Consider the following 25624-nt stretch of genomic DNA (forward strand, 5'->3'; position numbering starts at 1 on the left):
GAGAACTTCTTCTGCAAGCTCAAGGAGTTCAAGCGCATCGCCATGCGCAGCGAAAAAACAGACAGATCATTCGAAGCCATGATCTATCTCGTTGGCGCAATCATCAATTCAAGATAATTCCCAACAGGCCCCAAAAAAAACGTCTATGAAGCCGCATGTCATAAGGAAAGATTCAGGTGCCGCCTTTTTTCAAAAAAGCTTCACCAAAAACATTCTTATGGTGACAGGCTGTTTCGTGGGCTGACTGTTCAGGTGGTTTCCTTGTCACGGGATGGGTTGTCATGTTCCATGCCGGGCTGGGGCAGGCCCAGATGGTGCATGCCCTTTTGCGTGGCCAGCTGAATCTGGCGCTCCCGTTCCGCATACCGCCTTCGCTGGGTTTCGGTGCGCTGGTCGGCGCAATGGGGGCAGCTTACACCTTCCACGTAGTCCGGGCTGGCGCGGTCTGCTTTACTCAGAGGGGTGCGACAGGCGTGGCAGATGTCGAATGTGCCGGGTTTCAGCCCGTGGCCCACGCTGACGCGCTGGTCAAACACGAAACATTCCCCGTCCCACAGGCTTTCATCCTTCGGCACGGTTTCCAGATATTTCAGGATACCGCCCTGAAGGTGGAACACGTCCTCCACCCCTTCGGCACGGACGAAGGCAGTCGCCTTTTCACATCGTATGCCACCCGTGCAGAACATCGCGATCTTGGGTGTCCGCCCCTGTTCAAGCAGGTTTTGCCGCTGGCTGCGGAACCATTGCGGGAATTCCCGGAACGTGCGCGTACCGGGGTCAATGGCACCCCGGAAGGTGCCGATTGCGACCTCATAATCATTGCGCGTGTCTATCACGATGGTGTCGGGATCGGAAATCAGGGCATTCCATTCATCGGGCGCCACGTAATGGCCGACATCGCGGCGCGGATCCAGTCCTTCTACCCCCATGGTCACGATTTCACGCTTTATGCGCACCTTCATGCGGTGGAAGGGCAGAACAGGCGCGCGGGAAAACTTGACTTCCAGATCAGCACAGCCGGGCAGGGCGCGGATAATGCCAAGGATACGGTCAATCGCTTCATCCGTCCCGGCAATGGTGCCGTTTATGCCTTCGTGCGCCACCAGCAGGATACCGCGTATGCCCAGTTCATGGCAGGCATCCAGCAGTTGGGCACGCACGGTGGCACAATCCGCGAACGGTGTGAAATGATAGAGTGCGGCCACACGGATGGGCAGCGTGGCTGCTGTCGCGGCGGGAGCGGTGGAAGGGGAAGAATCTGTCACAATGGCAACCATGCGCTTCAAAAGGGATCGCTGACGAAAGCCCGTCAATCTAACAGGACATGCCCGGTTACCCGCACATGCTGTCAACGCAGTCATAGCGGAAATTCCACATGAATGCACGGTGTCAGGCACCGTGTCGCAGGACAGGCTGCAATCGGGGGCGGGACATGTTTATATATGCGCGTATTGCCTGACCATATGGGAAAACCGTGGATGACCGTTACCCTGTACCATAACCCTGTCTGCGGCACGTCGCGCAACGTTCTGGCCATGATTCGGGCTGCCGGGATTGAGCCGGTCGTCGTGGAATACCTGAAAACCCCGCCAACCCGTGCTGATCTGGACGTGCTGGCCAGCCGCCTGGTGGTGCCGGTGCGTGACCTGCTGCGCCAGCGTGGTACGCCCTATACGGAACTGGGGCTGGATGATCCGGCGCTGACGGATGGGGACATACTGGACGCCATTGCCGCACATCCGGTGCTGCTCAATCGTCCGGTAGTCATGACCGATCAGGCGGCGCGTCCCTGCCGACCGAAGGAAACGCTGTTTGAGATCCTGCCGCAGACGCGTGTAGCCTGATGGTTGTTTCAGATCATAAAGAAGATTTTGGTAAAGCTTTTTTCAAAAAGCTTCGCGAAACGTCGCCTTTTAAAAAAGGCGACACCCAAAACTTTCATTATATTTTGGGGCGCATTTTGCCGCGCACGGCATGGATCACGATAAAGAACAGGGTCGTGCCAAGACTGGCCATGGCGGTCATGCGCTGCGTGTCATTGATCAGCATGGCTACGAAAATGACAATCACACCACCCATCGTCGCCATATTGATCGCCGGAAAAAACGGTAGCTGGAAAAATGGCTGTTCCCCCGTCCCGGATGCCCGCCGACGCAAGACCATATAGGACGTGACAATCAGCGAATAGACCAGCAGGATCACGCCGCCGCTGCAACTGAGCAGGAAGGCGAACACGGTCCCCGGTGCAAGAATGGATGAAAATGCCACCACACCCCCTGCCAGTGAATTGGCCATGATGGCATTGACCGGTGTGTGCTGCCGTCCATAGCGTTGCAACAGGGCGGGTGCATCACCATGGCGGGCGAGTTCTGCCAGGATGCGCGATGTGATGTACAGGCTGGAATTCATGCATGACAGCACTGCTGTCAGCACCACAACCTGCATGCATGTGGCAGCCCCGGGGATGCCCATGGCCTGCATGGCGGCAACAAAGGGCGAATGACCAGGCACGATATCCGTCCATGGCACGATCATCAGGATCAGCGCGATGGACAGGCTGTAGAATAGCGTGATGCGCGTGCCCAGGCTGCGTGTGACATGGGCCACATTGCGCGCGGGTTCTGCTGACTCGCCTGCCGCCACCGTCGCGATTTCAGATCCGATCATGGTGAACAGGACGGTGGGAATGATGGAAATCATGGCTGTTGTGCCATGGGGAAACATGCCCCCGTGTCCCAGGACATTCTGCGCGACCGGAATGCCGGGACCAAAGACATGCGCGACGTACAGCGTGCCCGCCCCGATGAACAGCACGATGCTGACGACCTTGACCAGCGAAAGCCAGAATTCGCATTCCCCGAATATGTGGACCGCCGCAAGGTTGATCAGGTTCAGCGCCACGATCAGCGCCGTCGCCAGCAGCCAGACCGGCAGGTTGATCCAGTCATGAAGCAGGATGGCCCCGGCTATGGCCTCGCTGCCCAGAGCAACAAGCCAGAAGAACCAGTACAGCCACCCTGTCGTGAAGGCCGCTCCATTGCCGTGGGCCATGCGGATATATTCCACGAATGATCCCTTGCCGGGGCTGGCGGTCACCATTTCGCCCAGCATGCGCATGACCAGCATGACCAGCAGGCCCACCGCGACAAATGCCAGCAGTGCGGCTGGTCCCGCCGCGGCAATGGCGGCACTGCTGCCCACAAACAGTCCGGCCCCGATGGCGCCGCCCAGAGCGATCATGATGATATGGCGTTGCTTTAGGGTGGAAACAGGCCGGGAAGGCGGCTGGTGGGTGCCCGTTGTGTCAGACATGCCGTGTGTTATTTCCTGAATGGCAAGGGGAATGATGTAAACCGTATCGCATGCAATCGTGTCCGAAAGGACAGCCATGCCAGAACAGCCCGTCCCTGGCCTGGGGGTATTTGTGACACAACCGGACAGGGATCTGTCCGGGCATCCCGATACATGGGGCGTTCATCATGCTGATATCGTTTCAGTTTCATCCCGAACATAGGACAGGAACGCGCAGGGTATGTAAAGGGGTTACAGTGTTTGCATAGGATATGACAAAACATTCATTTACATGGAAAGAATGGTTGCATTCAAAAATATAAAAATAATAATTTGTTATTATTTATAAATATCAATATAGAAAATATTATTTTATGAATTTATCTGACAGGATAGGTATGGTGTAGATATTTTCGGGAATGAATTGTAAGCACGTGGATCATATTATTTATTTTTGACAGATTTCAGGATTTTCCAGAAGATACACGCCATGCCCGACCAGAATGTAAAAGTGACTGTTATCATGAATCCCGCAGCCGGGCGTCGTCGCATGGGGCGTGTCGTGGGCTTTGTCCGGCAGTTGCAGCAGGCAGGACTGCAGGCACAGATTGTGGCCACCCGTTACCGGGGGCACGCCACAATCCTTGCGCGCATGGCGGTGCAGGAACGGACCTGCACCCATATCGTTGCTGCAGGAGGGGATGGGACCGTGGCTGAGGTAGCCGAGGGCATGGCGGGATCCGATATCATTCTGGGCATCCTGCCCGTCGGCACGGCAAATGTGCTGGCCCGGGAACTGCGCGTGCCGTTTGATGACGTGCAGAATGCCCGCAATATCGCAGGTGGTGCATGCACCGTTATCTGGCCCGGCCGCCTGCGGTCCAGCGAAGGTGAATGTCTGTTCGTGCAGATGGTCGGCATTGGCTTTGACGCACATGTGGTGCATGTCGTGTCAACCCGGCTGAAAAAGGCGATCGGTCGGGCGGCTTATGTGCTGGCGACGCTGGGTTCATTATGGAAATACAGGTTTCCGACCATGACCGTATCCGTTGATGACGTTTCTCATGCTGCAGCGTCGGTCATCGTATCAAAAGGGGCGTTGTACGCCGGAAAATATGTCCTCACACCCCGGTCCATGCAGGAACACAGGCAGTTTTCGGTTGTCCTGTTTGGCACGGCGGGCATTGGTAGCAGTATTCGTTATGCCATAGCCTTGCTGCGCGGGAACCTGTCACGCCAGAAAGATGTCACGATCCTGATGGCACAGAAGGTTGAAATCACCATTCCATGCAACATGCCCGTGCAAAGTGACGGAGACGCACGTGGTCTTACACCCATACGGATTGATATGCCTGACCGTGCCCTACGTATCGCGGTATAAAGATGTAATAATTTTTATTGGAAACAGTAAAAGTTTTTTGATGTTGCCTTTTTTTAAAGCCTCACTAAAAATTTTTATGATTTATGTAGTGTTGCAAACGCTCTTTATATATTCCGGTGTCATGCAATACTCTATCCGGCGCAGCCTGTGTTTTCCCACTGGGCTATAGGCTGGCCGGTAAAGTTTATGATCCCTCAGGCAGGCAGGTCATGCCACGTCCTGCCTGCCCGGTGATGGGGAAGGGTCGCGGCATACACGCCACGTGCGACCGCGCGGGCAAGGGTATCCGCTGCGACGGACCCCAGTCGGGCAATGACCAGTTCGCGGTTCTGGCCGGGTATTTCCTTCTGCGCGGTTGAAAGGGCGAAGACGACATCCCCGTCAAACGGTGAATGGATGGGGCGGATTGCGCGGGCAAGACCGTCCTGCGCCATCATTGCAACGCGCTTGAGTTCATCTGCATCCAGCCGTACATCCACGGCAATACAGGCAATGGTGGTATTGGCGCGCGCGCCGGGGTTCAGTTTGGCTTCTCCCCAGTCTTCGCCATAGACCGAACGGGATGATGCACCCAGCCCACCGAATTCATTGTCGATTTCCAGCGGCCCCGCCCAGAAATTGCGCGTGCCCGGCACCACGACCGAACCAAGGCTGTTGACACAGACCAGCGCGCCAACAGTCATGCCATCGCCCGTCTGGAACGAAGCCGAACCCAGCCCCCCCTTCAGGCTGCCTGCCCCCGCGCCATATCCGCCGCCTGCTGTCCCCAGCGCAAACGGCCCGGCCTTGGCATGGCGGACTGCCTGTTCCCCCAGCCGACGGTAGGGGGGATTGGTACCCCACTGTTTGTCGCCCCCGTTGGCAAGATCATACAGCACGGCCGTGGGCACGATGGGGGAGGGGGGAACGCCCTTTTTGGGAATAAGCGAGAAGCCACGCCCCTGCGCACCCAGCCAGCTCGCTACGCCATCCGCCGTTGCCAGACCATAAACCGACCCACCGGACAGGACGATCGCGTCAACGCTGCGGACAAGGTTTCCCGCACTCAGCGCATCCGTCTCACGCGTGCCGGGGCCCCCACCACGCACATCCACCGCACAGGCCGCACGCTGGTCAGGCAGGATGACTGTAACACCCGTATAGGCCCCAGGATCATCGGCCAGCCCGATTTTCAGGCCCGCAACATCCGTCATCAGGTTCAGCCTGCCTGGTGTGCCAATGCGTATGGGACTGGCTGCTGAAACGGCACGGGGGGCAACCGCCATGCCGCCGGTGGCCAGCATGGCCTTGATCAGTTGGCGTCTATACACTGTCATTACCTTTCAATAATAATGTTCTGTTGTTGTCTGTCATGATGAAGATCGTGGATGTTTCATGCGGTTCGCGGCGTGCGTGATATACCAGCCCATACAACCAGTGCATTGATGATCAGCCCGATCATGCCAGGGTTCAGCCCGGCTGGCATGATATGAAGGAAAAACAGGCCCATCCCGACCAGGTCGCCACATAACAGCCCGGCAATAACGGGAATGGCCGGTACCTTGCGATCAAGCAGGGCGACAATAATACCCGGCGCCAGTTGGGTAACACCGATATAATACAGATTGTTCAGTATGACCATCAGTCCCGACAGGGACGCGCCCCCCATAACCGAAATTACAAGATAGATGGCAATTGTGATCTGTGCGCCGATTTTCTGCGCCCGGTCCGAATGGCCGGGCATGAGGTTGCGCGAAACCAGCGGTCCCAGCGCCAGACAGACCCCCGCCAGGATCACCAGCGCCGATAATGCGCATCCCCCCGCCACCAGTCCCCGCGCCCAGTCGGGCAGGGTGGTGCAGACCGCGACCATGAAGACATCATTGGGTGATGCAGGTGTTGCACCCGATGTCCGGACATACAGTGCCATCATGAACAGGAATGGGAACATGAGCATGTAGAGTGGCATGAAAATCTGGTTTTTCTGCAATGTGCGGGGGGATTTTGCAGTAAACAGGAAGGCAACCGTCTGCGGTGCGATACACAGCCCGATCGATTGCAAAATGATTGTTGACACGATAAAGGCATTGCCCCCCGGCAGGCCATGCCCACCGTTATCGGGACTGGAGAAATCCGGCACGCCGACAGGCCAGTGCATGGCATGCATGGCTGCGTATCCACCCAGCAGGATGGCCACCACCATCAGCACGTCCTTGAGTATGGAAACATAGGCTGGCGCCCGTATGCCCGACAGTAATATCCACGCCAGGGTCAGTAACGCGGACAGTCCCGTCATCATCATGCCCGGTATATGCCAGCCCAGATTGCGCACCACGACCATAAGACCCGCAAACTGCATTTCGCCGAACGGGAGCAGAAATAACGCCGTATTCAGCACAACAAGTATTTCAAGCGCCCGGCTGGCGTAATGGTCGCGGAAAATATCGGCAACTGTAATGCATGAATACCGCTGTCCCAGTGCCCATATACGCGGGTTCAGGAAATAACCCACCGGATAGGACAGCAGGATATACCCCAGAAACCACATCCCGAACCCGCTGCCCTGGGTGTATATCCCGGCAGGAAAACCCAGCACGCTGCCAATGCTATATGTCTCACCAATGGTCAGGAAGAAAATAAGGACTGCCCCGAACTGGCCCGACGCCACGAAGAAATCGCGCGCGTTGCGGGCGGCGTGGCGATATCGTGAATAAACGGCGATCAGCACCGAAGCCGTAATGACAGCCAGGAATATGGAAACTTCCATCCCTTATCTTACCTGCTTTGTATCTGTACCAGATCGTGCATGTGATGGCAGGTTCCAGCATATGGTCAGGCATGCGGGAACAAGGATGAAGCATGCGAACATCCAGATTATTTCAAGGGGAACGCCGAATACCGCCATCCTTTGTGCCTGCAGGGCCAGGCCACCGCCGATGACAAGGCAGAAAGGCAGGACAAGGCCCGCAAGCAGCGCGGGAAGGGAAATGGCAGGGACTGCCTGCGTGCTGTCACCGTGTCTGTCCTGATCGTGCATGCCTGTCTGACCCTGTCCTGTTGGTAATGGCCTTATGATGTCATCAATATGTATAGCTGATACGGGCACCGTAGAAGCGCGGCGGCCCGACAATGCCGAAATTGGACGTTGTAAAGAAATTACGCGTCAGGTCATAGGTGCGGTTAAGTGCATTCTGAACATAACCCGTTACACTCCATTTTCCGTTTTTTGGCCGGAACGTCAAGCTGGTGTTCAGCAGGAAATAGGGCTTGATGTTATACAGCGGGCCAAGGATGACGGCATATTCCTCGCTACGGTAGGAATAATTTGCTTCGGGCGTCAGTATATAGCCACGCAGCGCACCGGGCAGGCGGATATCATAACTGGCGGATCCACTCAGTTGCAGCTTGGGGAACCCCATGTCTTTCCCCTGCATGTTCTTGTTTATGGTCTGGTAACCGTTTCCGCTTGCGCCAGTGGCCTGCGATGCGGCGATGTTCAGTGCCTGGAACTGTTCATACTGACCCTGTTCATAACCGAAATTCTGGGTCAGGTGCAGGCCACGGATCGGCTCGGCCTGTGCTTCAAGTTCCACCCCCCACAGCGAGGAGCGCGGTGCATTTACGATCTTGCCGATTGCGCCGATCGTATGATCTTCAATCGCGCTCTGCACCTGCTGGTCATGGTAGTCGTACTTGAACGCGGCGCCATTGATACGCAGGCGATGGTTGAAGAACGTGCTCTTGAACCCGAGTTCATAGGCCATCAGCCATTCCGGCTTGAAGGGTGTCAGCTGCGACGGTGCTGAAACGTTATAGGCAGAAAAGCCACCTTCCTTCACACCGCGGCGAATATTGAAATAGGCCATGACATTGGGCCTGATGTCATATTCGATAGATGCCTTGCCCGAAACCTGGTCCATCCCGGTCTTGCGGTCATAATGGGTTGCGGGAACGAGTGCGGTTGATCGCTGGGTATAGAAGTTGTCCAGTTCCTTCCATTCGTTCTCATGCCGCAGGCCGAAGCCTATGCGCAGGTGGGAAACGGGCCGATAGGTGATGGATGCGAATTCGGAAAACCCCTGATCCGGCTGGCTGTATCGCGTTTCGGTATTGAAGCCGAATGCATTCTGGAAATTGGAATACATGGCATCCTGCAGGTCTTCCTTGAAGTAATACAGGCCTGCATTCCACGTTATCGGCCCCCGGTCGTGGGAGGCAAGGCGCAGTTCCTGTGAGAAGATCGACAGGTTGCTGTCAAAATATTCGTCGGCATTTGCCGCCGGCGTGGCATCCCAGTCATTCAGTTCACGGCGGTACATGACCTCGTAGGCACTGATGGAGGTCAGGCGCGCCCAGGAAAATTCCTTCTGGATGTTAATATCAACACCCCAGCTCTGGTTATTGCGGAACGGTTTGGCATTGGGATTCAGGTGCAGATTGTTTGCAAACTGCCGGGACATGCCCCAGCCGGTTGCGTAATGGTCGCTATCAGCGGGAATGTAGCCACCACTGGTCACTGAATTGATCAGATAACCCGGCGTGGAGTCCGAACGATCGATGCCGTAATGGCCACTCAGGTTTATGGTGGTCGTGTCGTTGGCTTCCCACCGTAGCTTGGCGCGCACCGCACCAAGATCGGCATTGCCGATATGTTCACCTGTCGCGCGGTTATATTCATACGCGCCGCCGTGGATCGTCTCGGCCGAAATACGGTAGGACAGGCGTCTGGTGATCGGGCCGGATACGAACAGGTCCGTCTTGCTGCGCGCGCGGTTTGCGATGTCTTCGGATATGCCGGCAGTCAGTGTCTTGGTCGGATCGGCTGTCTGCATCATGATGTTGCCACCCGTGACGCTGCGCCCAGATGTATAGCCGGTCGGGCCACGTTCGACATCCACACCTGCAAGGTCGAACATGACCCCCTGCGTCATGACACCGATGGGATAGGCGACCCCATCGACATAGGTCATGACATCAGGCGTATTGTTGGATCCGTAATCGAAAAAACCGATGCCACGAAGATGAAACTGTGGCTGGCCGCCACCAAAGGCATTTTCCACCTGCAGGTTGGGCACGACGTTCTGCAGGTCGTTTACGGTGGTGACATGGGCCTGTATCAGCGCCTCGCGGCTGAGATGGGCAATGGACCCGCCGACATGCTGCAGGTGTTCGGCATGGGCATTGGCACCGCTGACATGGATGGTTTCAGGCTGTAGTGCTGCCTGGACACTGCCCTTCTGGTTACCCGGTACGGGTTTGGGTTTGTGTTCGTTTGTCGTCACTGATGCCGCAAAGGCATCGGGGCAGGTCGGCAGGGCGCAGGTAAACAGGACCGCGACACGGCCTATCGTCGTTATCTTTCCATATCTTTTCATTTCACGCACGCCTGGTCAGAAATCATGGGAAGGTCGGTTGCCGACAATACGAAGCTGTTTCCTCTGGTCATGATGGGGGCAGCGGCCAGTGTGGCATGGGGCCACGTGCCGTTTCATACAGGGCTGCCAGCCGGATGGCCTGCAGGTCCGCAAAGCGCGGGGTTACGATCTGCGCCCCGATTGGCATCCCGCCCTGTGAAAAACCGCAATGAATGGATATGGCGGGCTGTTCGGACATGTTCCATGGGACAGTAAAGGCGATGTGGTCAAAGGAGCGTTCCGGGTCGTTGGTCGGTCCCGGATATTCTGCGGGGAAACTGACGTTAGGCGTGGTGGGCGACAGAACAATGTCAACGTGTTCAAACAGTTGAGCACATTTGCGCCGCATGGCAAATGTCTGCCCCAGCCCGTCCACGGCGGCAACACCGCTGACCTTCTCCCCACGTTGCGCCCATGTGCGGATGAAGGGTAGCACCTTTTCCAGCCTGTCGGGGGGAAGCTGGCTCAGTTCCGCCCAGCTGCGTGCGGACCAGTACTGGTCCAGCCCCGACAGCATCGCCGGTGTCATGACCGGGTCCACGGGAATGATTTCGGCTCCCATTTCGGCAAACACACCGGCCACGTTTTCAATCGCGACCCGAATTTCGTCATCCAGCTTCAGCCCGCAGCCGGCATCCAGCATCAGCCCGACCTTCAGGCCGCGTACATCCACGCCCTTGTAATAGCTGTCCCAGTCAATATCCGTATAAGGCAGGCTGGTCGCGTCACGTGCGTCGGGCTGGGACAGCACGTTCATCATCAGCGCCGCATCGCCCACCGTGCGGGTCATGGGGCCAGCGCAGCGACCGATGTAATAGGGATCGATGGGAATGCGCCCGAGTGAGGGCTTGAACCCGACCAGTCCGCACCATGCCGCGGGCAGCCGGACGGACCCACCAATATCCGTGCCGACATGCAGCGGCCCGTAACCTGCAGCCGCCGCAGCAGCAGCACCCGCGCTGGAACCGCCGGGGTTGCAGGCCAGGTTCCACGGATTGCGCGCCAGCGGGTGGAATGTCGAAAGCCCCGACGACAGCATGGCGAAATCGGGCACCGTGGTTTTCGCGAAAATCAGCGCACCCGCTTCCTTCAGCCGGGCGGCGGGCGGGGCGTCGTGTGTTGCGGGCACCAGTTTGCTGGCGATGCTGCCCTGCGGGATGGGCAGGCCCTTGGTCGCGATCAGTTCCTTCAGCGTTGCGGGCACGCCATCCAGAATGCCGCAGGGGCGACCGTTCATCCACCGCTGTTCCGACTGGCGTGCTTCGCTGACAAGCCTGTCGGGTTCGTAGGCGTACAGCGCCCCAAGCGTGCTTTCCCATCGTGCGATATGCGCGATCAGTGCGTTGGCGTATTCAACCGGGGAAAGGGTTCTTTTCCGATAGGAAGAAAGGAGTTCTCGTGCCGTCAGGTCCATCATGGGCGTAGGTTCCTTTATTCCCCTTTCCACCCCGTAATGACGGGGCAAATATCGGGGAAGGGACATATTATTTCGAGAACATAATGATATGGGCCGCCCGTCGCGCATGAATATCCCAAATTTGTGCGCAGGGTGGGATACAAAACGATCTACAATCGAAACGATATTGTAAATTCATGTCTTTTTGTCCAGTCAGGGCATGATTTTTCTGGCTTCCTACTTTTTCCTTAAAATATTACCGCCTGACGTATATGTTTGACGCCATCGGCCCGGTACGTATCAATGGGGAATATGTATGTCGCTTAAAGCCCTGCAACTGTTCCTGATCGTGGCGCAGGCAGCATCCCTGCGCCAGGCCGCCCAGCGACTGAACATGACCCCTACCGCCCTGCGCCGCCAGATCGACAGTCTTGAATATTATTTCGGTTCAGAACTGATTGACCGCAATGCAGGCGGCATCAGCCTGACCGAGGCAGGCCAGCTGCTGCTGGGGCAGGCGGCGCGCATTTTGAATGATATTGCGGTGACCCGCACACAGATCGACGACCTGAAACAGCTGAAACGTGGCACGGTCAGGATACAGGCAGGTGGCGCAATCGTGGCTGAACTGCTGGTACCCACCATCTGCACGGTCCATGAACAGTATCCCAACCTGCGCTTTCATGTGTTCGAAAGCAGGGCGTCGGATCTGGTCGAGGCCCTGACTGATGGCGGGATCGATCTGGTGGTCAGCCTGTTTACCCCCGAGACGGCCCAGTCCTTTGTCAGCCACAGCATACAGCTCAGGCACAGCGTGATCGTCAGCACGGATCATCCGCTGGCCTGCAGGCCGCACGTGACCATCGGGGAACTTGCATGCCATGCGCTGGCCATTCCTGATGAATCCTTCGGCGTGCGCCGCGAACTCAACCGTGCGGCGCGGGCCTGCGGCATTAGCCTTGACCCTGCATTCGTGACGGGCTCGCTGGTCATGCAGAAAGAAGTCGCGATGCGTGGCATGGCGGCCCTGGTGCTGCCCCCGGAATGTTGCCGGCGGGAAATACAGGACGGGCTGCTATGCGCCATTCCCATCCGGCCCGCCAATGCCATCAGCGCGCGGCTGGACCTGTGCAGCCTGCCCCAGCGGCGTAAGTCCTTTGCCTGTCAGGCGCTGTTTGACGCGCTGGCGCAACAGATGCACAGCGGTTTCACGACGGGCGAGCTGGAACGGGTGAATGAAGTCTCACGGGCATGATCTTCCCCGACCGATGCGGCAGTAGATCGGAGATATTTACTGTATATGACATGGAATGCTATGGTGATGCGCGCCGGGCGCGGCGTATTGCCGGGTATCGGGAAATGTACTCCCCAGACCAGCGGGTTGCATGATACATCTGTCTTCGACATGACAACCCAGATGATGATCGAACTGATTGCCGTCCTGACAGCCGTGCGTGACGATGTGCCACAGGTCATGACGATCGACCATGGTCGCCTGCTGCCGTCCGGGCCGCTGGAAAGTACCCACCGTTCCCTGCAGGCAGGGGTCAGGGCATGGGTGGAACGCCAGACCGGTCACCCCATCGGGCATGTTGAACAGCTATATACCTTTGCCGACCATGACCGGCTGTTGGCCACGGGGCAGGGCAGGCTGATCGCCATTTCCTATCTGGCCCTGACCCGCAGCCACGCAGGGGAAACGGGCTGGCGGGACTGGTATGACTATTTCCCGTGGGAAAACTGCAAGACGGATGAAGGCCGGGACTGCCTGGCCATTATCGAACGCCTGCTGTGCCGGTGGGTGGCGGACATGGGCAATGCGGCCGTGCGCGTGCGGCAGTGGCAGCGATGCGTCAGCCTGTTCGCCATTGGCGACATGGTGGTGTGGAATGACGAGCTGGTGCTGCAACGCTATGAACTGCTGTATGAGGCAGGGCTGGTTGCGGAAGCGGGTTGCGCACCCGAAAACGCCGTGCCGGGACAGGCAATGCATCATGATCACCGGCGCATACTGGCTACCGGCATGGCCCGGTTACGTGCAAAGATACGTTACCGGCCTGTTGTGTTTGAACTGATGCCGGAGGAATTTACGCTGCTGCAATTACAGCGCGTGATGGAAAGCCTGTCGGGTATCCATATCCATAAACAGAATTTCCGCCGCCTGATCATGCAGCAGCAACTGGTTGAGGAAACAGGCGGAATTGAAGAAAATACCGGCGGCCGCCCCGCCCGGCTGTACCGTTTCTGCGGGGAGGTCAGGCAGGCGCGACAGTTTGTCGGTACCAAGATTCCGTTGTTCCAGCCCTGATGGAAAAAAAGGCACCTCACGAAAAACCTGATTGACAAGAGGCTTGTTTGTCTCTGCAACTGTCGCACCGGTCCCTGCTGCTTGGCTTATACTCAATATGAGCATAAAGGGCACGGCAGGAACGGCCGAAGGGAGAACAGGCATGAACCAGATTACGCCGCGTGGCGGAACAGACGGGCTGTATGACCGGGTGCGGCATCTGGTCCCGGAAATGGAATGGGAGACCTTTGTCGAGGATATCCGTGCGATCGAAACGCTCAAGCGTGAACGCAACGCCGTCATCCTCGCGCATAACTACCAGACGCCCGAAATCTTTCATTGCGTGGCCGATATCCGTGGCGACAGCCTTGCCCTGGCGCGTGAGGCGCAGGACACGGACGCGGATGTGATCGTCATGGCCGGTGTCCATTTCATGGCGGAAACGGCCAAGATGCTGAACCCGCACAGCACGGTCCTGATCCCCGACATGCATGCGGGCTGTTCGCTGGCGGATTCCATTACCGGGCGGGACGTGCGCCTGCTGCGCGAACGCTATCCCGGCGTGCCGGTTGTGACCTACGTCAACACCTCGGCCGAGGTAAAGGCCGAAAGCGATATCTGCTGCACGTCCGGCAATGCGAAGCGGGTGGTGGAAAGCCTTGGCGCCGACCGTGTCATCATGATCCCAGATGAATTCCTGGCCCGTAACATCGAAGCCGAGACCGGGATCAAGATGATCACATGGGCCGGCCATTGCGAGGTGCATGAACGCTTCACCCCGCAGGAAATCGAACGCATGCGCGCCGACCATCCCGGTCTTGTCGTCCTTGCCCATCCCGAATGCCCGCCCGAAGTGGTTGCGGTATCCGATTTCAGTGGCTCCACCGCCATGATGGGTGATTTCGTGCGCGACCATACGGGCAGCCGTATCCTGCTGGTGACCGAATGTTCCATGAGCGACAATCTCGCGGTTCAGTATCCCCAGACCGAATTCGTGCGGCCCTGCAACATGTGTCCACACATGAAGCGTATTACCCTGTCCAATATCCGCCAGTCGCTGGAAAACATGACGCATGAAGTCACGCTGGACCCGGAACTGGCCAGTCGTGGCCGCCGTGCCGTTGAGCGCATGCTGGCGATATGACTTTCCTTCCGCCGCTGGGCCAGCTTGCCGGACAGCCGCTGATTATCGGTGGCGGACTGGCGGGCGTCATGACCGCGCTGTCCACCGGGCGTCCATGCGTGCTGGTCTGTCCGGGACGGCTGGATGAAATACGTCCCCCCCTTGCCGCGAGCATGCTGGCGCAGGGTGGCATGGCGGCGGCCATGGGCGCGGATGACACGCCCGCGCTGCACGCGGCGGATACGCTGGCGGCAGGGGCCGGGCTGTGTGATGCCATGGTGGTTGATAACGTGACACAGGCAGGTCCGGCTGCGGTTGAACGCCTGACCGGTCTGGGCGTGCAGTGGGACAGGCAGGCCGACGGCAGCCTGCAGTTGGGACTGGAAGCAGCCCACGGGCGACGGCGCATCGTGCATGCGGGGGAAGACGCGACGGGTGCCACCATCATGCGCGCGCTGGTTGCCCGCGTGCGGCAGACTTCGCACATTACGGTGGTGGAACATGCTCATGCACGTGACCTGCTGGTACGTGATGGCGGGGTCGTAGGGTGCGTCGTTGTTGCTGGCGGTCGGACTGTCACGCTGTCCACCCCGGCCGTCGTGCTGGCCACGGGTGGTGTGGGCGGCCTGTTTGCCGATACCACCAATCCCGCCGGGGCCGTGGGGCGTGGCCTGGCCATGGCCGCGCGGGCGGGTGCCGTGCTGGGCAATATGGAATTCGTGCAGTTCCATCCGACCGCTCTTTCCGCCGGGCCTGAAGGGCAGCGCCTGTCCCTGGTCAGCGAGGCCGTGCGGGGTGAAGGCGCCACCCTGATCGATGAGACCGGCGAACGCTTTACCGATGAACTGGCGACCCGCGACAGTGTATCCCGCGCGGTCTGGCGGCACATGATGGGTGGCCATAGCGTGTATCTGGATGCCCGCACGGCGCTGGGGACAGACTTTTCTCAGCATTTTCCCGCCATATCCGCGCTGTGTGCGGTCCATGGCATTGATCCCGCAACGCAGCCGATTCCCGTGCGTACCGCCGCCCATTATCATATGGGCGGCATCATGGTGGACAATATGGGGCGCACCGGGGTTACGGGCCTGTGGGCGGCGGGGGAAGTCGCGTGTACCGGCCTGCATGGCGCCAACCGGCTGGCCAGCAATTCCCTGCTGGAAGCTGTGGCGTTCGGCACATGGATCGGGCAGCAGTTGGATGGCGGCCTGCCGCAGGCTGCAACCTTGCCCGATGGTTCGCTTTTTCCGTCCGATCCGCCCCCCACTCCACCATCGTTGCACCTGCGGCGGATCATGAGCCGCCATGCCGGGGTCATCCGGTCGGGCGACGGACTGCGCGATGGCCTGAAACAGATCATGCCCATTGTGAATACGGATGCCGGGCTTGTCTGTGCCGCGATCCTTTTTGCCGCCCTGCTGCGGGGTGAAAGCCGGGGTGGCCATTTCCGCAGTGACTGTCCCCATGCCGGGGCCATGGCCACGCCGTCACGCTTCAGCCTGACGGACCTTGATGCCCGGCTGGCGGAAATGCGTGATACGTTTTCTCCCGCCATCCTGAATGAAAGAATGCCCTCATGATCCATCCCCTGCCAGACATCATGCTGGAACCGCTTGTACGTGCGGGCCTGCTGGAGGATCTGGGCCGCGCGGGCGACCTGACGACCGACGCCGTGATCGTGGACGGGGATGCCGTCGTTTCTGCCGTGCTGGCCGCGCGACAGGACGGGGTGATTGCCGGGCTGGACATGGCCCGGCTGTCCTTTGCGCTTATGGACCCGCGTATCGTGTTCGAGGCGCATGTGCATGATGGTCAGGCGGTGACGCGTGGCACGTGCCTTGCCACAGTGCGTGGACCCGCGCGTGGTATCCTGTCGGGGGAGCGGGTTGGGCTTAATTTCCTGTCGCATCTCAGCGGTATCGCGACCGCTACGGCGCAGCTGGTGGAACTGGTGCGGCCCTATCGCGCCAGCATCACCTGCACGCGCAAGACCATGCCCGGCCTGCGGGCAATCCAGAAATACGCGGTCCGCGCCGGGGGAGGCAGCAACCATCGCTTCGGCCTTGATGATGCGATCCTGATAAAGGACAACCACATCGCCTTTGCTGGCGGTATCACGCCCGCGGTGGAACGCGCGCGTCGTGCCGCGGGACATCTGGTACGTATCGAGCTGGAGGTCGATACACTGACCCAGTTGCGTGAGGGGCTGGAGACCGGCGGTGTCGATGTCTTCCTGCTTGATAACATGCCGCCCGACGTACTGCGTGAGGCCGTGCGCATTGTCGATGGCCGCGCCGTGACCGAAGCTTCAGGCGGGATAACGCCGCAGACGGTCACTGCCGTGGCACAGGCGGGGGTGGACCTGATTTCCCTTGGCTGGCTGACGCATACCGTGCGCGTCATGGATATCGGGCTGGATTACCAGCCGTGATCCTGTAGGAAGGAAACCGTTCATGCAGGGGAGAACCACAATGGCGTCCACCATCACCACCCGCACCGGCTGTCTTTGCGCCCTGTTGCTGGGAACCACCATCATGGCGGTGGGCGCGCAGGCCCAGCCCGACATGCAGCAGGCGCAGCAGCGTGCCCAGCAGATGCAGCAGATGCAACAGCAGTTCGGGCAGCAGCGGATGCAGATACGTCAGCAGGAACAGCAGATGCACATGCAGCGCGACCAGCAGATGCAACAGATGCAGCAGCAGTTCCGTCAGCAGCAGATGCAGCTGGACCAGCAGGAACGCCAGATGGGCAACCAGCCCGGCGGCCGTGAGCAGATCGCCCGCCAGCGTGAACAGTTCCGCATGCAGCGACAGCAGCAGGAACAGCAGATGCGCCAGCAGTTCCAGCAGCAGGACGAACAGCTACGTCAGCAGCGTTTCCAGATGGAACAGCAGCAGGACCAGCAGCGCAGGCAGATGATGCAGGGGTCGCAGCACTGGTAAAAAAAGCCTGTAAGGCATCAAGAAGTTTTCTGGTGAAGCTTTGTCCAAAAAAGCTTCGAAAGGCACTGCCTTTTTCTAACGATCCACGGGTTGTTTTTTGACTACTGTCTGCCGGATTTCGGCTTCCGTATCATTTCCCTGTCATTATGACAGGTTCCGCAACGGGCGCGCGGGGCAGTTCCAGCAGGTTTATGGGCACATCGCCATCGCGCATTTCCCTGCGCAGGGCGCGGGTCATGTCGCGTATGCTGTCATGGTGGGTAAACAGCAGCACCTGTGTGGTACGGGCAAAATCAGCCAGTACCCGCAGGGTGCTCAGGCTACGGGCATCATCGAACTGGACCAGCAGGTCATCAGCGATGAAGGGCAGGGATTCAGCTGATTTACAGTAGGTTTCCACGCTGGCCAGCCGGAAGGCCAGAAAAAGCTGATCGCGTGTGCCCGCACTCATCGCCGTGACCGGCACGGTGCTGCCATCATGGCGCACGCCATGTACGACCGGGTTACCCTGTGTATCGAGCTCCGTCCTGATACCGGTAAATGCCCCCAGCGTTGCAAGCGACAGGAATTGCCCAGCACGCGTGACCAGCGGGTCCTGTTGTGCTGCCCGCACGCGGTCAATCGCATCGGCGATCAGCTTGCGGGTCAGGGTCAGCCGGGCATATTCCTCCACAATCTGGTGAAGGCTGGTAATGGCGGCCTCGCGTTGTGCCGCCGCCTGCTGGGCATCCGTATTATGTTCAAATGCGCGCAATGCCATATCCTGCTGCTGTTCAGCGCGCACGGCGTTGTCACGCAGGCGTTGCAGGTCGGCCAGACGGTCATGGATCCGTGCGGTTTCCGTCTTCAGTTCCGGCAGGTCACGTCCATCCAGGGCGCGTTCCAGCTCGGCGGGGGACTGGCCGTCCGTCATGCGCGACAGGGTATCGCGTGCCTGCGCATGGTCATGCTCCAGCCGGTCGCGGTGATCCAGCCGGGCAGCAAGCTGGCGCAGGGTATCCATGTTGTCGGTATGCGTGCGGACCAGCAGCGCATCAATGGCCGTACGGGCGTGGGCAAGGCGCGCTTCGCTGTCGATCACATCCTGATTGGCCGCGGCCAGTGCCGGCTGCAGGGCTTCGCGCTGATGCCGGGCCTTTTCCGCGGCCTGCCACTGGCGATCCAGTTCCTCGGCCGCTGCTACCCCATCGTGCGGCAGGGTCAGTGGCAGGTGCTGTCGCATGCTGTCAATGACCTGCGACAGCTCAAGTTCGGCTGCATGGGCCTGCGCACGGCTATCGTGCAGTTCGGCCAGCCGTTCGATATGCGCGGGGGCCGCAGCCCATTCGGTTGCAAGGTCACGTGCGACATCAGGCAGGGCGTCCGCTGCCAGGCCAATGGCCTGCATGGCGATGGCCCATTGCTGCTGCCAGGCCCGCCGTGCAGCGATCAGCGCGTCACCCTGCTGGCGCAGCTGTGCCTGTAGCGGCAGCAGGTCATCCAGTTCACGCTGCAGCCTGCTGTATTCCTCATACCCGCTGACATGCATGCGCGCGGCGGTGATGACGGCCTCAACGCAGGCGGGCAGGTCCAGCGCCGGATCAATCCCCAGCCGTCGGGCCAGTCGCCGCAGTCTGTCATGCACCGCATCGGGGCGGATGCGTTCTTCGGCCAGTGTCGCCCGTTCGGCTGTGATCTGTTCGGCGTGGGTCAGTAACTGCGTGCGCTGCTGCACGAAGGCCAGCAGGGCTTCGGCTGTAGCGGCACGGGCATGCAGGGTGGGGAAGGGGGCAATGAATTCCTGCCACTGGCGGGTGATCTGATTTTCCACCTCCGCCCGATTGTGATCATGGAAGGTGATTTTTTCCATGCAGTGGCTGATGTCGTGTCGCAGGCCCTCGATCCGGGCAATGCGGTCTGCCTGTGTCATCAACTGTGCCGACAGGCTGTCGGCCCGTTCCATGGCGGCATCCAGTGCGGCGGCACGGATCTGGCGCGTGGGGGCAGGCGTGTCGGGATCGGGATGCAGGTAAGTGGCGCGGATTTCGTGCCACAATGCATCACGCTGGTCGCGCGCGGTGGCCAGCATGTCCGGCGTGATCGAACTACCAGCCTGTTCCAGCCGTGTCAGTTCGGGCTGTAACGTGGTCAGACGTTCACGTTCGCCTGCCAGCGTGCTGGCCAGACGGTCGCGTTCAATGCGCAGTTTATGCTGGCCTTCCGCGATACCGCGCACGCCATCGGCGGTAGGACAGGACAGGTGGCGCAGCTGGTCCACCGTGTCCAGCCCCAATGCCCGTACCTGTGTCTCAAGGCTGGCCTGACGCTGGTCAAGGCCTGCCGCGCGCAGTTCCAGCCGCGCCTTTTCCGTGGGCAGTGCGGCAAAGGCGGTTGTATCTTCATTCAGTGGCAGGTCGTGACCAGCCGCGCGAAGACTGTCGACGCGGCGCTGCTTCTGCGCGATGGCAAGGTCTGTCTGGTGGACCTGCTGTTCCAGATTGGCGTGCTGGTTATGCAGGCGGGTCTGTGTATCCGCCAGTGCGCGGATACTGTCCAGTACCGTGCGGTCCGGCATGGACTGGCGTAAATCGGCCTCCGTTCCCTTGCCCAGCCGCTGGCGCAGGCTGGCCAGACTTTCATCTATGCTGCGCCATTTTTCGTCCTGTGCTTCCCTCAGTGCACGGTGGTGGTGGACACCCTGCCCAAGGCGAATGGCCTGCATGATGGGATCACGCAGGGTTGCAAGGGCGGCTTGCACCGGGAGTAAGGCTGTCTGCTGTCGCAGTTGCGTGGCCTGTGCCACGGCAGCATCATGGCGGGTCGTCGCGCTGTCGAATGTATCCAGCACGGTGGTAATGGTGGCGGCCATGCCCACGGGCAGGGTGGCAAGATCAGCCTGTGCGGCCAGTTCCCCCTGCAGCCGACTGATTTCGCGCAGCAGGGGCACGGCTTTTTCCAGCCGTTCATGGTGGGCCTGCAGGCGGCGCAGTTCGTCCTGTTCGTGGCTTATGTCGGTCTTCTGCTGGCGGGCTTCGTCGCGCAGGCGGCAATGTTCGGTATAGCCGTCATGGCCGAGCGAGGCTTCCTTAAGGCTGTCCTTTGCTGCGTTGAAGGCATCCAGCGCCTTGTAGAACGCACGTTCGCCCGACCGTCGGGGGGCATACAGGGCATTACGCCGCGTGTCGATTTCCTCCAGCCGTTCCACAAGCGCGCGCAGGCCGCCACCTGCCTCCACGATCAGGCGGCCGATATCCCCATTCGCCTTCAGCAGTTCCGCACCACCTGAGCGCAGGGTTTCGTCATTCAGTCCGAACAGGGCGGCGAAGCGTTCGCGCGTCATCGCCCCCAGCGGGTGTGACAGGATGCTGTCGGATATTGCCTTTCCATCCGGGGAGGACAGGGTATTTTTGCGGCCCTTGCGGCGGTTCAGGTCAAATGTCTGCCCGTCATCCAGCCGTATGCACGCATCCAGCCGGATCTGGTCATTGCCAAAGACGGCCCCTGCACCCGACTGGTTGGGTATGCCGAACAGGAAATCCGACAGCGCGGACAGGCAGGTGCTCTTGCCGGCCTCATTGGGGCCATGGATGACATGCAGCCCGTATCCATCCCCGAAATTCAGGTCAAGGTCGGCAAGGGCGCCGTATTTGACAATGCGGAATTCATTGATGCGCATTGTCGCTCCCCTCCGGGTTTTCCACCAGTGACAGGGCAAGGTCGACCGCGCGTGTCGGCACGTCGTTGAGAATGCTTTCACGCATTTCATCCGTCCGGGCCTGAGCGGGTACGCGCTCCAGTATGGTCTTCAGGATATCGGACAGGTCCGTCTGCAATGCCTCGGCTGTTGCCATCTGCCGTATGTCGGCTGCGATCCGCCCGCCGGTGGAGTGGTCCAGAACCGCAGGGCAGGTGGGTGGGTGGGTACGGATCTTCAGCCGTTCAAGCCATATCTCGTCAGACAGGCTGGCGAAAATAACCTCGATTTCCTGCTGTACGGTATCCGTATCGCGTATCAGGTGGGCATGTAGCGGGCTTGCGCCGACCAGTTCCAGCCGCAGGGCGATTGGCCGGCCCTGTGCCTGCTCGATCAGGTCCTGACCTGCGCGGCGGATGCGCCCGGTCATTTCGGCGGGCGTCGTGGCATGGGTCAGGTCCACGACCTCACTGGCCCAGCGCACGGCGTCCAGCACCTGATGTTCCACGGATGCGACATCCCCGCCGCGCACCGTGACCAGTGACGCGCCTTTCGGCCCGGCCTCACGGACATGGCGTCCCTGCAGGTTGCCTGCATAAACCACATATGGGTTTTCATGCAGGATTTCGCGGGTATGGACATGGCCCAGCGCCCAGTAATGATAGCCGTGGTTGACCAGCTGTTCCACCGTGCAGGGGGCATAGGTTTCATGGCCCTCACGCCCCTGGCAGGCGGTATGCAGGATACCGATGTTGAACAGGCCGGGCACGGGGGCGGGGTATTTGCGCGCGATATTGTCGGTTACGTCGCGGCGGCCAAAGCTGCGGCCATGCACGGCAACCCCCAGCCCCTCCATGACGCAGGTTTCGGCCTTGCTGGAGGCGAACAGGTGAACATTGTCCGTTACATGCAGGTGTCTGGCAAAGCGGTTTTCTGCATCATGATTGCCAAGGATCATGAAAACGCGGATGCCCGCCTGCTGCAGTCGCGCCATGCCGCTGATGAAGAACAGGCCGCACTGCGTATCGCGCAGGTCACCGTCAAACACATCTCCCGCCAGCACGACAAAGCGGCATTCGGTCTGGATGGCCAGGTTGACCATGTCATTGAAGGCACGCCGCGAGGCATCGGCGATAAGGCGGGCATATTCGCCCGATTTTTCCGTAAGCCCCAGCAGCGGGCTGTCCAGATGCAGGTCGGCGGCATGAAGGAAGCGGAATTCGTCCATGCCGCCATCGTAGTCCATTGAAAGCGGAAGTAAATGCGCCCGTTATTCCCCTTCATGCCCGAAGGGGGCGGCACGCTTTCGGCCGATCAGGCTGAGTGGTCGGTAATATCGGTGCAGATATACTTCATTTCCATGTATTCATCCATGCCGTAGCGCGATCCCTCGCGGCCCATGCCGGACTGCTTGATGCCGCCAAAGGGGGCGACCTCGTTGGAAATCAGCCCGGTGTTGTGACCCACCATGCCGTATTCCAGCGCCTCGGCCACGCGGTAGGCGCGCGCATGGTCGCGGGTGAAGAAATACGCGGCCAGGCCATATTCCGTGTCGTTGGCCATGGAGATGGCCTCGGCTTCAGTATGGAATCGGAACAGCGGGGCCACGGGGCCGAAGGTTTCCTCGTGGGCGATGCGCATGGCGGGGGTCGCGTCACGCAGCACGGTGGGGCGGTAGAACAGTTCGCCCGCATTGTCGCGCGCGCCGCCGCACATGACGGTCGCGCCATGAGCGACCGCGTCATCAACGTGTTCTTCCACCTTGTCGCGCGCCTTTGCGCTGATCAGTGGCCCGATGACGGAATCAGGATCGCTGCCCGGCCCCACCCGCAGCTTTTCCACCACGCGGGCGAAGCGGGTGGCGAATTCGTCGTAAATGCCGTCCTGTACCAGGATACGGTTGGCGCATACACAGGTCTGTCCGGCGTTGCGGTACTTGGCGGCGATGGCGCTTTTGATCGCCTGTTCGATATGTGCATCGTCAAATACGATAAAGGGCGCGTTGCCACCCAGTTCCAGCGACAGGCGCTTGAGCGTCGTGGCCGACTGCGCCATGAGGATACGCCCCACCTGCGTGGACCCCGTAAAGGACAGCTTGCGGATATCGGGGCTGGCGCACAGTGCCTTGCCCAGTGTTACGCCGTCACCAGGCAGGATCTGCAGCAGGCCGGCGGGTACGCCTGCCTGTTTGGCCAGTTCCGCCAGCGCAAGTGCGGTCAGCGGCGTGTCTTCCGAGGGCTTCACGATCATCGCGCAGCCTGCGGCCAGTGCGGGTCCGGCCTTGCGGGTGATCATGGCGGCCGGGAAATTCCACGGCGTGATCGCGGCGCATACGCCCACGGGCTGGCGGATGACGCTCAGCCGGGTGGCCGGGTTGGTCGGCGGAATGACATCGCCATAGGCGCGCATGGCTTCGGCCGCGAACCACAGCAGGAAGCTTGCCGCATAACGGATCTCCCCCGCTGCTTCCGCGCGCGGCTTGCCCTGTTCGGTTACGATCAGGGTGGCGAGATCATCAACATTGTCCATCACCAGGTCGTGCCAGCGCGTCAGGATCACCTGCCGCTGCGCCCCGGTACGGTTGCGCCATTCCGCCTGTGCCGTGACGGCGGCGGCAACGGCGTGGGTGACATCCTGCGCGCCGCATTCGGCCACTTCCGCCACGACAGCGCCGGTGGCGGGATTATGCACGGGGCGGCGCGCACCGTCCGCCGCTGGGCACCATGTGCCGTTAATGAACGCATCCTTGCGGAACAGGGATGTGTTGGAAAGGTGTACGGTCATTTCGGTCTCCGGTACGAACAGGCGGGCGATTGAAACGGGTTCAGGCTGCGGATTCTGCCAGAACCTGTTCGATGATGTTCATTCCTTCATCAATGATCGCATCCGATGCCGTCAATGGCACAAGGATACGGATGGTTGCCCCCTGCGTGCCACATGACAGCAGGATCAGTCCCTTTTCGCATGCCCGCGCGCAGATGGCCGCGGCAGCACCCGCGCGAACACCCGGCTTGTCGTGTTCTTCCAGAATATCAAAGGCGATCATTGCCCCCAGTCCACGCGCGCGGCTGACGGGCAGCAGCTTCCTGTTGGCATGCAGGCGGTCGATGTGGCGACGCAGGTTTTCGCCAATCGTGTTGGCGCGTTCCACCAGCTTTTCGTCACGGATGATGTCCAGCACGGCCAGACCCGCGGCACAGGCCAGCGGCGCACCGCCATAGGTACCGCCAAGGCCGCCGGGGCCAACCGCGTCCATAAGTTCCGCGCGCCCGATCACGCCCGAAAGCGGCAGGCCGCCACCCATGGACTTCGCGACCGAGACAAGGTCGGGTTGCACGCCGGAATGTTCGATGCCGAACAGGCGGCCCGTGCGGGCGAAGCCGCTCTGCACTTCGTCAGCTACCAGCTTGATGCCGTGTTCGTCACAGATGCGGCGCAGGGCGACCAGCAGTTCGGTGGGGGCCACGCGGAAACCGCCTTCGCCCTGAACGGGTTCGATGATGATGGCGGCGACGCTGGACGCCGGCAGGTCGGCGGCGAACAGGAAGTCCAGCATGCGCAGCGTGTCCGCCACCTGCACCTCTTCCCCATCAGGGAAAGGCAGGTGATAGACTTCACCCGGCAGGGTACCGAACGGCGCCTTGTACGGCTTGACCTTGCCTGTCATGGCCGATGCCAGCAGCGTGCGGCCATGGAACCCGCCGGTAAAGGCGATGATGCCGTTACGCCCGGTCGCCGCGCGTGCGATCTTGACCGCGTTTTCGGTTGCTTCCCCCCCGGTGGAGAAGAAAATGGTCTTGGCCGGGCCTTCAAACGGGGCCAGTGCATTCAGCTTTTCCGCCAGCGCGATATACGGTTCATACGCCGAGACCTGGAACGCGGTATGCGTGAAACGGTCAAGCTGCGCACGTACGGCCTCAAGCACCTTCGGGTGGCGGTGCCCTACGTTCAGCACGGCGATGCCACCAGCGAAATCAACGTAGCGCCGGCCTTCCACATCCCACAGTTCGGCATTTTCCGCCCGGTCGGCGAAAACAGGGGTGGATGTCGTCACCCCGCGCGGCACGGCGTGGTTACGGCGGGCAAGAAGGTCCTTGTTGGTCAGTGTCATGGCCTGTTTTCATCCCTGTGGGGGTAT

The 25624-nt window shown here is 60.1% G+C and carries 18 protein-coding genes and 1 pseudogene; 9 read left to right on the plus strand and 10 right to left on the minus strand.

The features are described from left to right. Positions 1-117 (plus strand): annotated as a pseudogene (locus tag MSKU9_RS18005) (IS5/IS1182 family transposase); the annotation flags it as partial. A gap of 131 nt (positions 118-248) precedes the next feature. Here MSKU9_RS18005 and trhO read toward each other — a convergent pair. Beyond that, entirely contained in the window at positions 249-1277 is a 1029-nt protein-coding gene (trhO, locus tag MSKU9_RS01135; protein ID WP_193557602.1) for an oxygen-dependent tRNA uridine(34) hydroxylase TrhO, read from the minus strand. Between the two features lie 201 nt (positions 1278-1478). On the opposite strand from trhO, the gene arsC reads away from it, so the two are divergent. Beyond that, positions 1479-1844: an arsenate reductase (glutaredoxin) gene (arsC, locus tag MSKU9_RS01140; protein WP_141259524.1), complete on the plus strand. Its 366-nt coding sequence runs from the start codon at positions 1479-1481 to the stop codon at positions 1842-1844. A gap of 97 nt (positions 1845-1941) precedes the next feature. On the opposite strand, the gene MSKU9_RS01145 is transcribed toward arsC, so the two are convergent. Further along, the gene (locus MSKU9_RS01145) at positions 1942-3312 is read right to left on the minus strand and encodes an amino acid permease (RefSeq protein ID WP_141259525.1); all 1371 of its coding nucleotides are present in this window, start codon (positions 3310-3312) and stop codon (positions 1942-1944) included. Between the two features lie 490 nt (positions 3313-3802). Here MSKU9_RS01145 and MSKU9_RS01150 point away from each other — a divergent pair, with 490 nt between their 5' ends. Further along, complete coding sequence (locus MSKU9_RS01150; protein WP_264371829.1) at positions 3803-4672, plus strand: diacylglycerol/lipid kinase family protein; 870 nt, start codon at positions 3803-3805, stop codon at positions 4670-4672. A 194-nt stretch (positions 4673-4866) separates the two neighbouring features. On the opposite strand, the gene MSKU9_RS01155 is transcribed toward MSKU9_RS01150, so the two are convergent. The 4 genes from MSKU9_RS01155 to MSKU9_RS01175 all read right to left on the minus strand — a co-directional run bounded on the left by MSKU9_RS01155 (position 4867) and on the right by MSKU9_RS01175 (position 11482). Further along, complete coding sequence (locus MSKU9_RS01155; protein ID WP_141259527.1) at positions 4867-5988, minus strand: P1 family peptidase; 1122 nt, start codon at positions 5986-5988, stop codon at positions 4867-4869. A gap of 56 nt (positions 5989-6044) precedes the next feature. After that, the gene (locus tag MSKU9_RS01160; RefSeq protein ID WP_141259528.1) at positions 6045-7418 is read right to left on the minus strand and encodes a sodium:solute symporter family protein; all 1374 of its coding nucleotides are present in this window, start codon (positions 7416-7418) and stop codon (positions 6045-6047) included. Between the two features lie 313 nt (positions 7419-7731). Next, positions 7732-10026: a TonB-dependent receptor gene (locus MSKU9_RS01170; RefSeq protein ID WP_141259530.1), complete on the minus strand. Its 2295-nt coding sequence runs from the start codon at positions 10024-10026 to the stop codon at positions 7732-7734. A gap of 67 nt (positions 10027-10093) precedes the next feature. Further along, positions 10094-11482 (minus strand): amidase, encoded by a 1389-nt coding sequence (locus MSKU9_RS01175; protein WP_141259531.1) that lies wholly within the window; start codon positions 11480-11482, stop codon positions 10094-10096. A gap of 295 nt (positions 11483-11777) precedes the next feature. Between MSKU9_RS01175 and MSKU9_RS01180 the strand changes: the two genes are divergently transcribed. From MSKU9_RS01180 to MSKU9_RS01205, 6 genes are all read left to right on the plus strand, one after another. Continuing rightward, positions 11778-12716 carry a LysR family transcriptional regulator gene (locus MSKU9_RS01180; RefSeq protein ID WP_141259532.1) on the plus strand — a complete coding sequence of 313 codons (939 nt, stop codon included), beginning with the start codon at positions 11778-11780 and terminating at the stop codon, positions 12714-12716. A 162-nt stretch (positions 12717-12878) separates the two neighbouring features. Beyond that, positions 12879-13769 (plus strand): NUDIX hydrolase, encoded by an 891-nt coding sequence (locus MSKU9_RS01185; protein ID WP_141259553.1) that lies wholly within the window; start codon positions 12879-12881, stop codon positions 13767-13769. Positions 13770-13911: 142 nt separating this feature from the next. Further along, a complete protein-coding gene (gene nadA / locus MSKU9_RS01190) occupies positions 13912-14892 on the plus strand; it encodes a quinolinate synthase NadA (protein ID WP_141259533.1) in 981 nt (326 codons plus the stop codon). Further along, positions 14889-16451, plus strand: coding sequence for an L-aspartate oxidase (locus tag MSKU9_RS01195; protein ID WP_141259534.1), 1563 nt, complete (start codon positions 14889-14891; stop codon positions 16449-16451). The genes nadA and MSKU9_RS01195 overlap by 4 nt, the downstream gene beginning before the upstream one ends. After that, the gene (nadC, locus tag MSKU9_RS01200; RefSeq protein WP_141259535.1) at positions 16448-17302 is read left to right on the plus strand and encodes a carboxylating nicotinate-nucleotide diphosphorylase; all 855 of its coding nucleotides are present in this window, start codon (positions 16448-16450) and stop codon (positions 17300-17302) included. Before MSKU9_RS01195 ends, nadC begins: the two co-directional genes overlap by 4 nt. Positions 17303-17324: 22 nt before the next feature. Further along, positions 17325-17813 carry a hypothetical protein gene (locus tag MSKU9_RS01205; protein WP_227002296.1) on the plus strand — a complete coding sequence of 163 codons (489 nt, stop codon included), beginning with the start codon at positions 17325-17327 and terminating at the stop codon, positions 17811-17813. Positions 17814-17943: 130 nt separating this feature from the next. Here the strand turns inward: MSKU9_RS01205 and MSKU9_RS01210 are convergent, their stop codons facing one another. The 4 genes from MSKU9_RS01210 to gabT form a co-directional block, all read right to left on the minus strand. Continuing rightward, positions 17944-21468 (minus strand): YhaN family protein, encoded by a 3525-nt coding sequence (locus tag MSKU9_RS01210; protein ID WP_141259536.1) that lies wholly within the window; start codon positions 21466-21468, stop codon positions 17944-17946. Then, entirely contained in the window at positions 21455-22714 is a 1260-nt protein-coding gene (locus tag MSKU9_RS01215) for a metallophosphoesterase family protein (protein WP_227002297.1), read from the minus strand. The genes MSKU9_RS01210 and MSKU9_RS01215 overlap by 14 nt, the downstream gene beginning before the upstream one ends. A gap of 86 nt (positions 22715-22800) precedes the next feature. Further along, positions 22801-24270: an NAD-dependent succinate-semialdehyde dehydrogenase gene (locus MSKU9_RS01220; protein ID WP_141259538.1), complete on the minus strand. Its 1470-nt coding sequence runs from the start codon at positions 24268-24270 to the stop codon at positions 22801-22803. Positions 24271-24310: 40 nt separating this feature from the next. Next, entirely contained in the window at positions 24311-25597 is a 1287-nt protein-coding gene (gabT, locus tag MSKU9_RS01225) for a 4-aminobutyrate--2-oxoglutarate transaminase (RefSeq protein ID WP_141259539.1), read from the minus strand. Positions 25598-25624 lie beyond the last annotated feature (27 nt).

It is taken from the genome of Komagataeibacter diospyri (assembly GCF_006538165.1).
Taxonomy (GTDB): domain Bacteria; phylum Pseudomonadota; class Alphaproteobacteria; order Acetobacterales; family Acetobacteraceae; genus Komagataeibacter; species Komagataeibacter diospyri.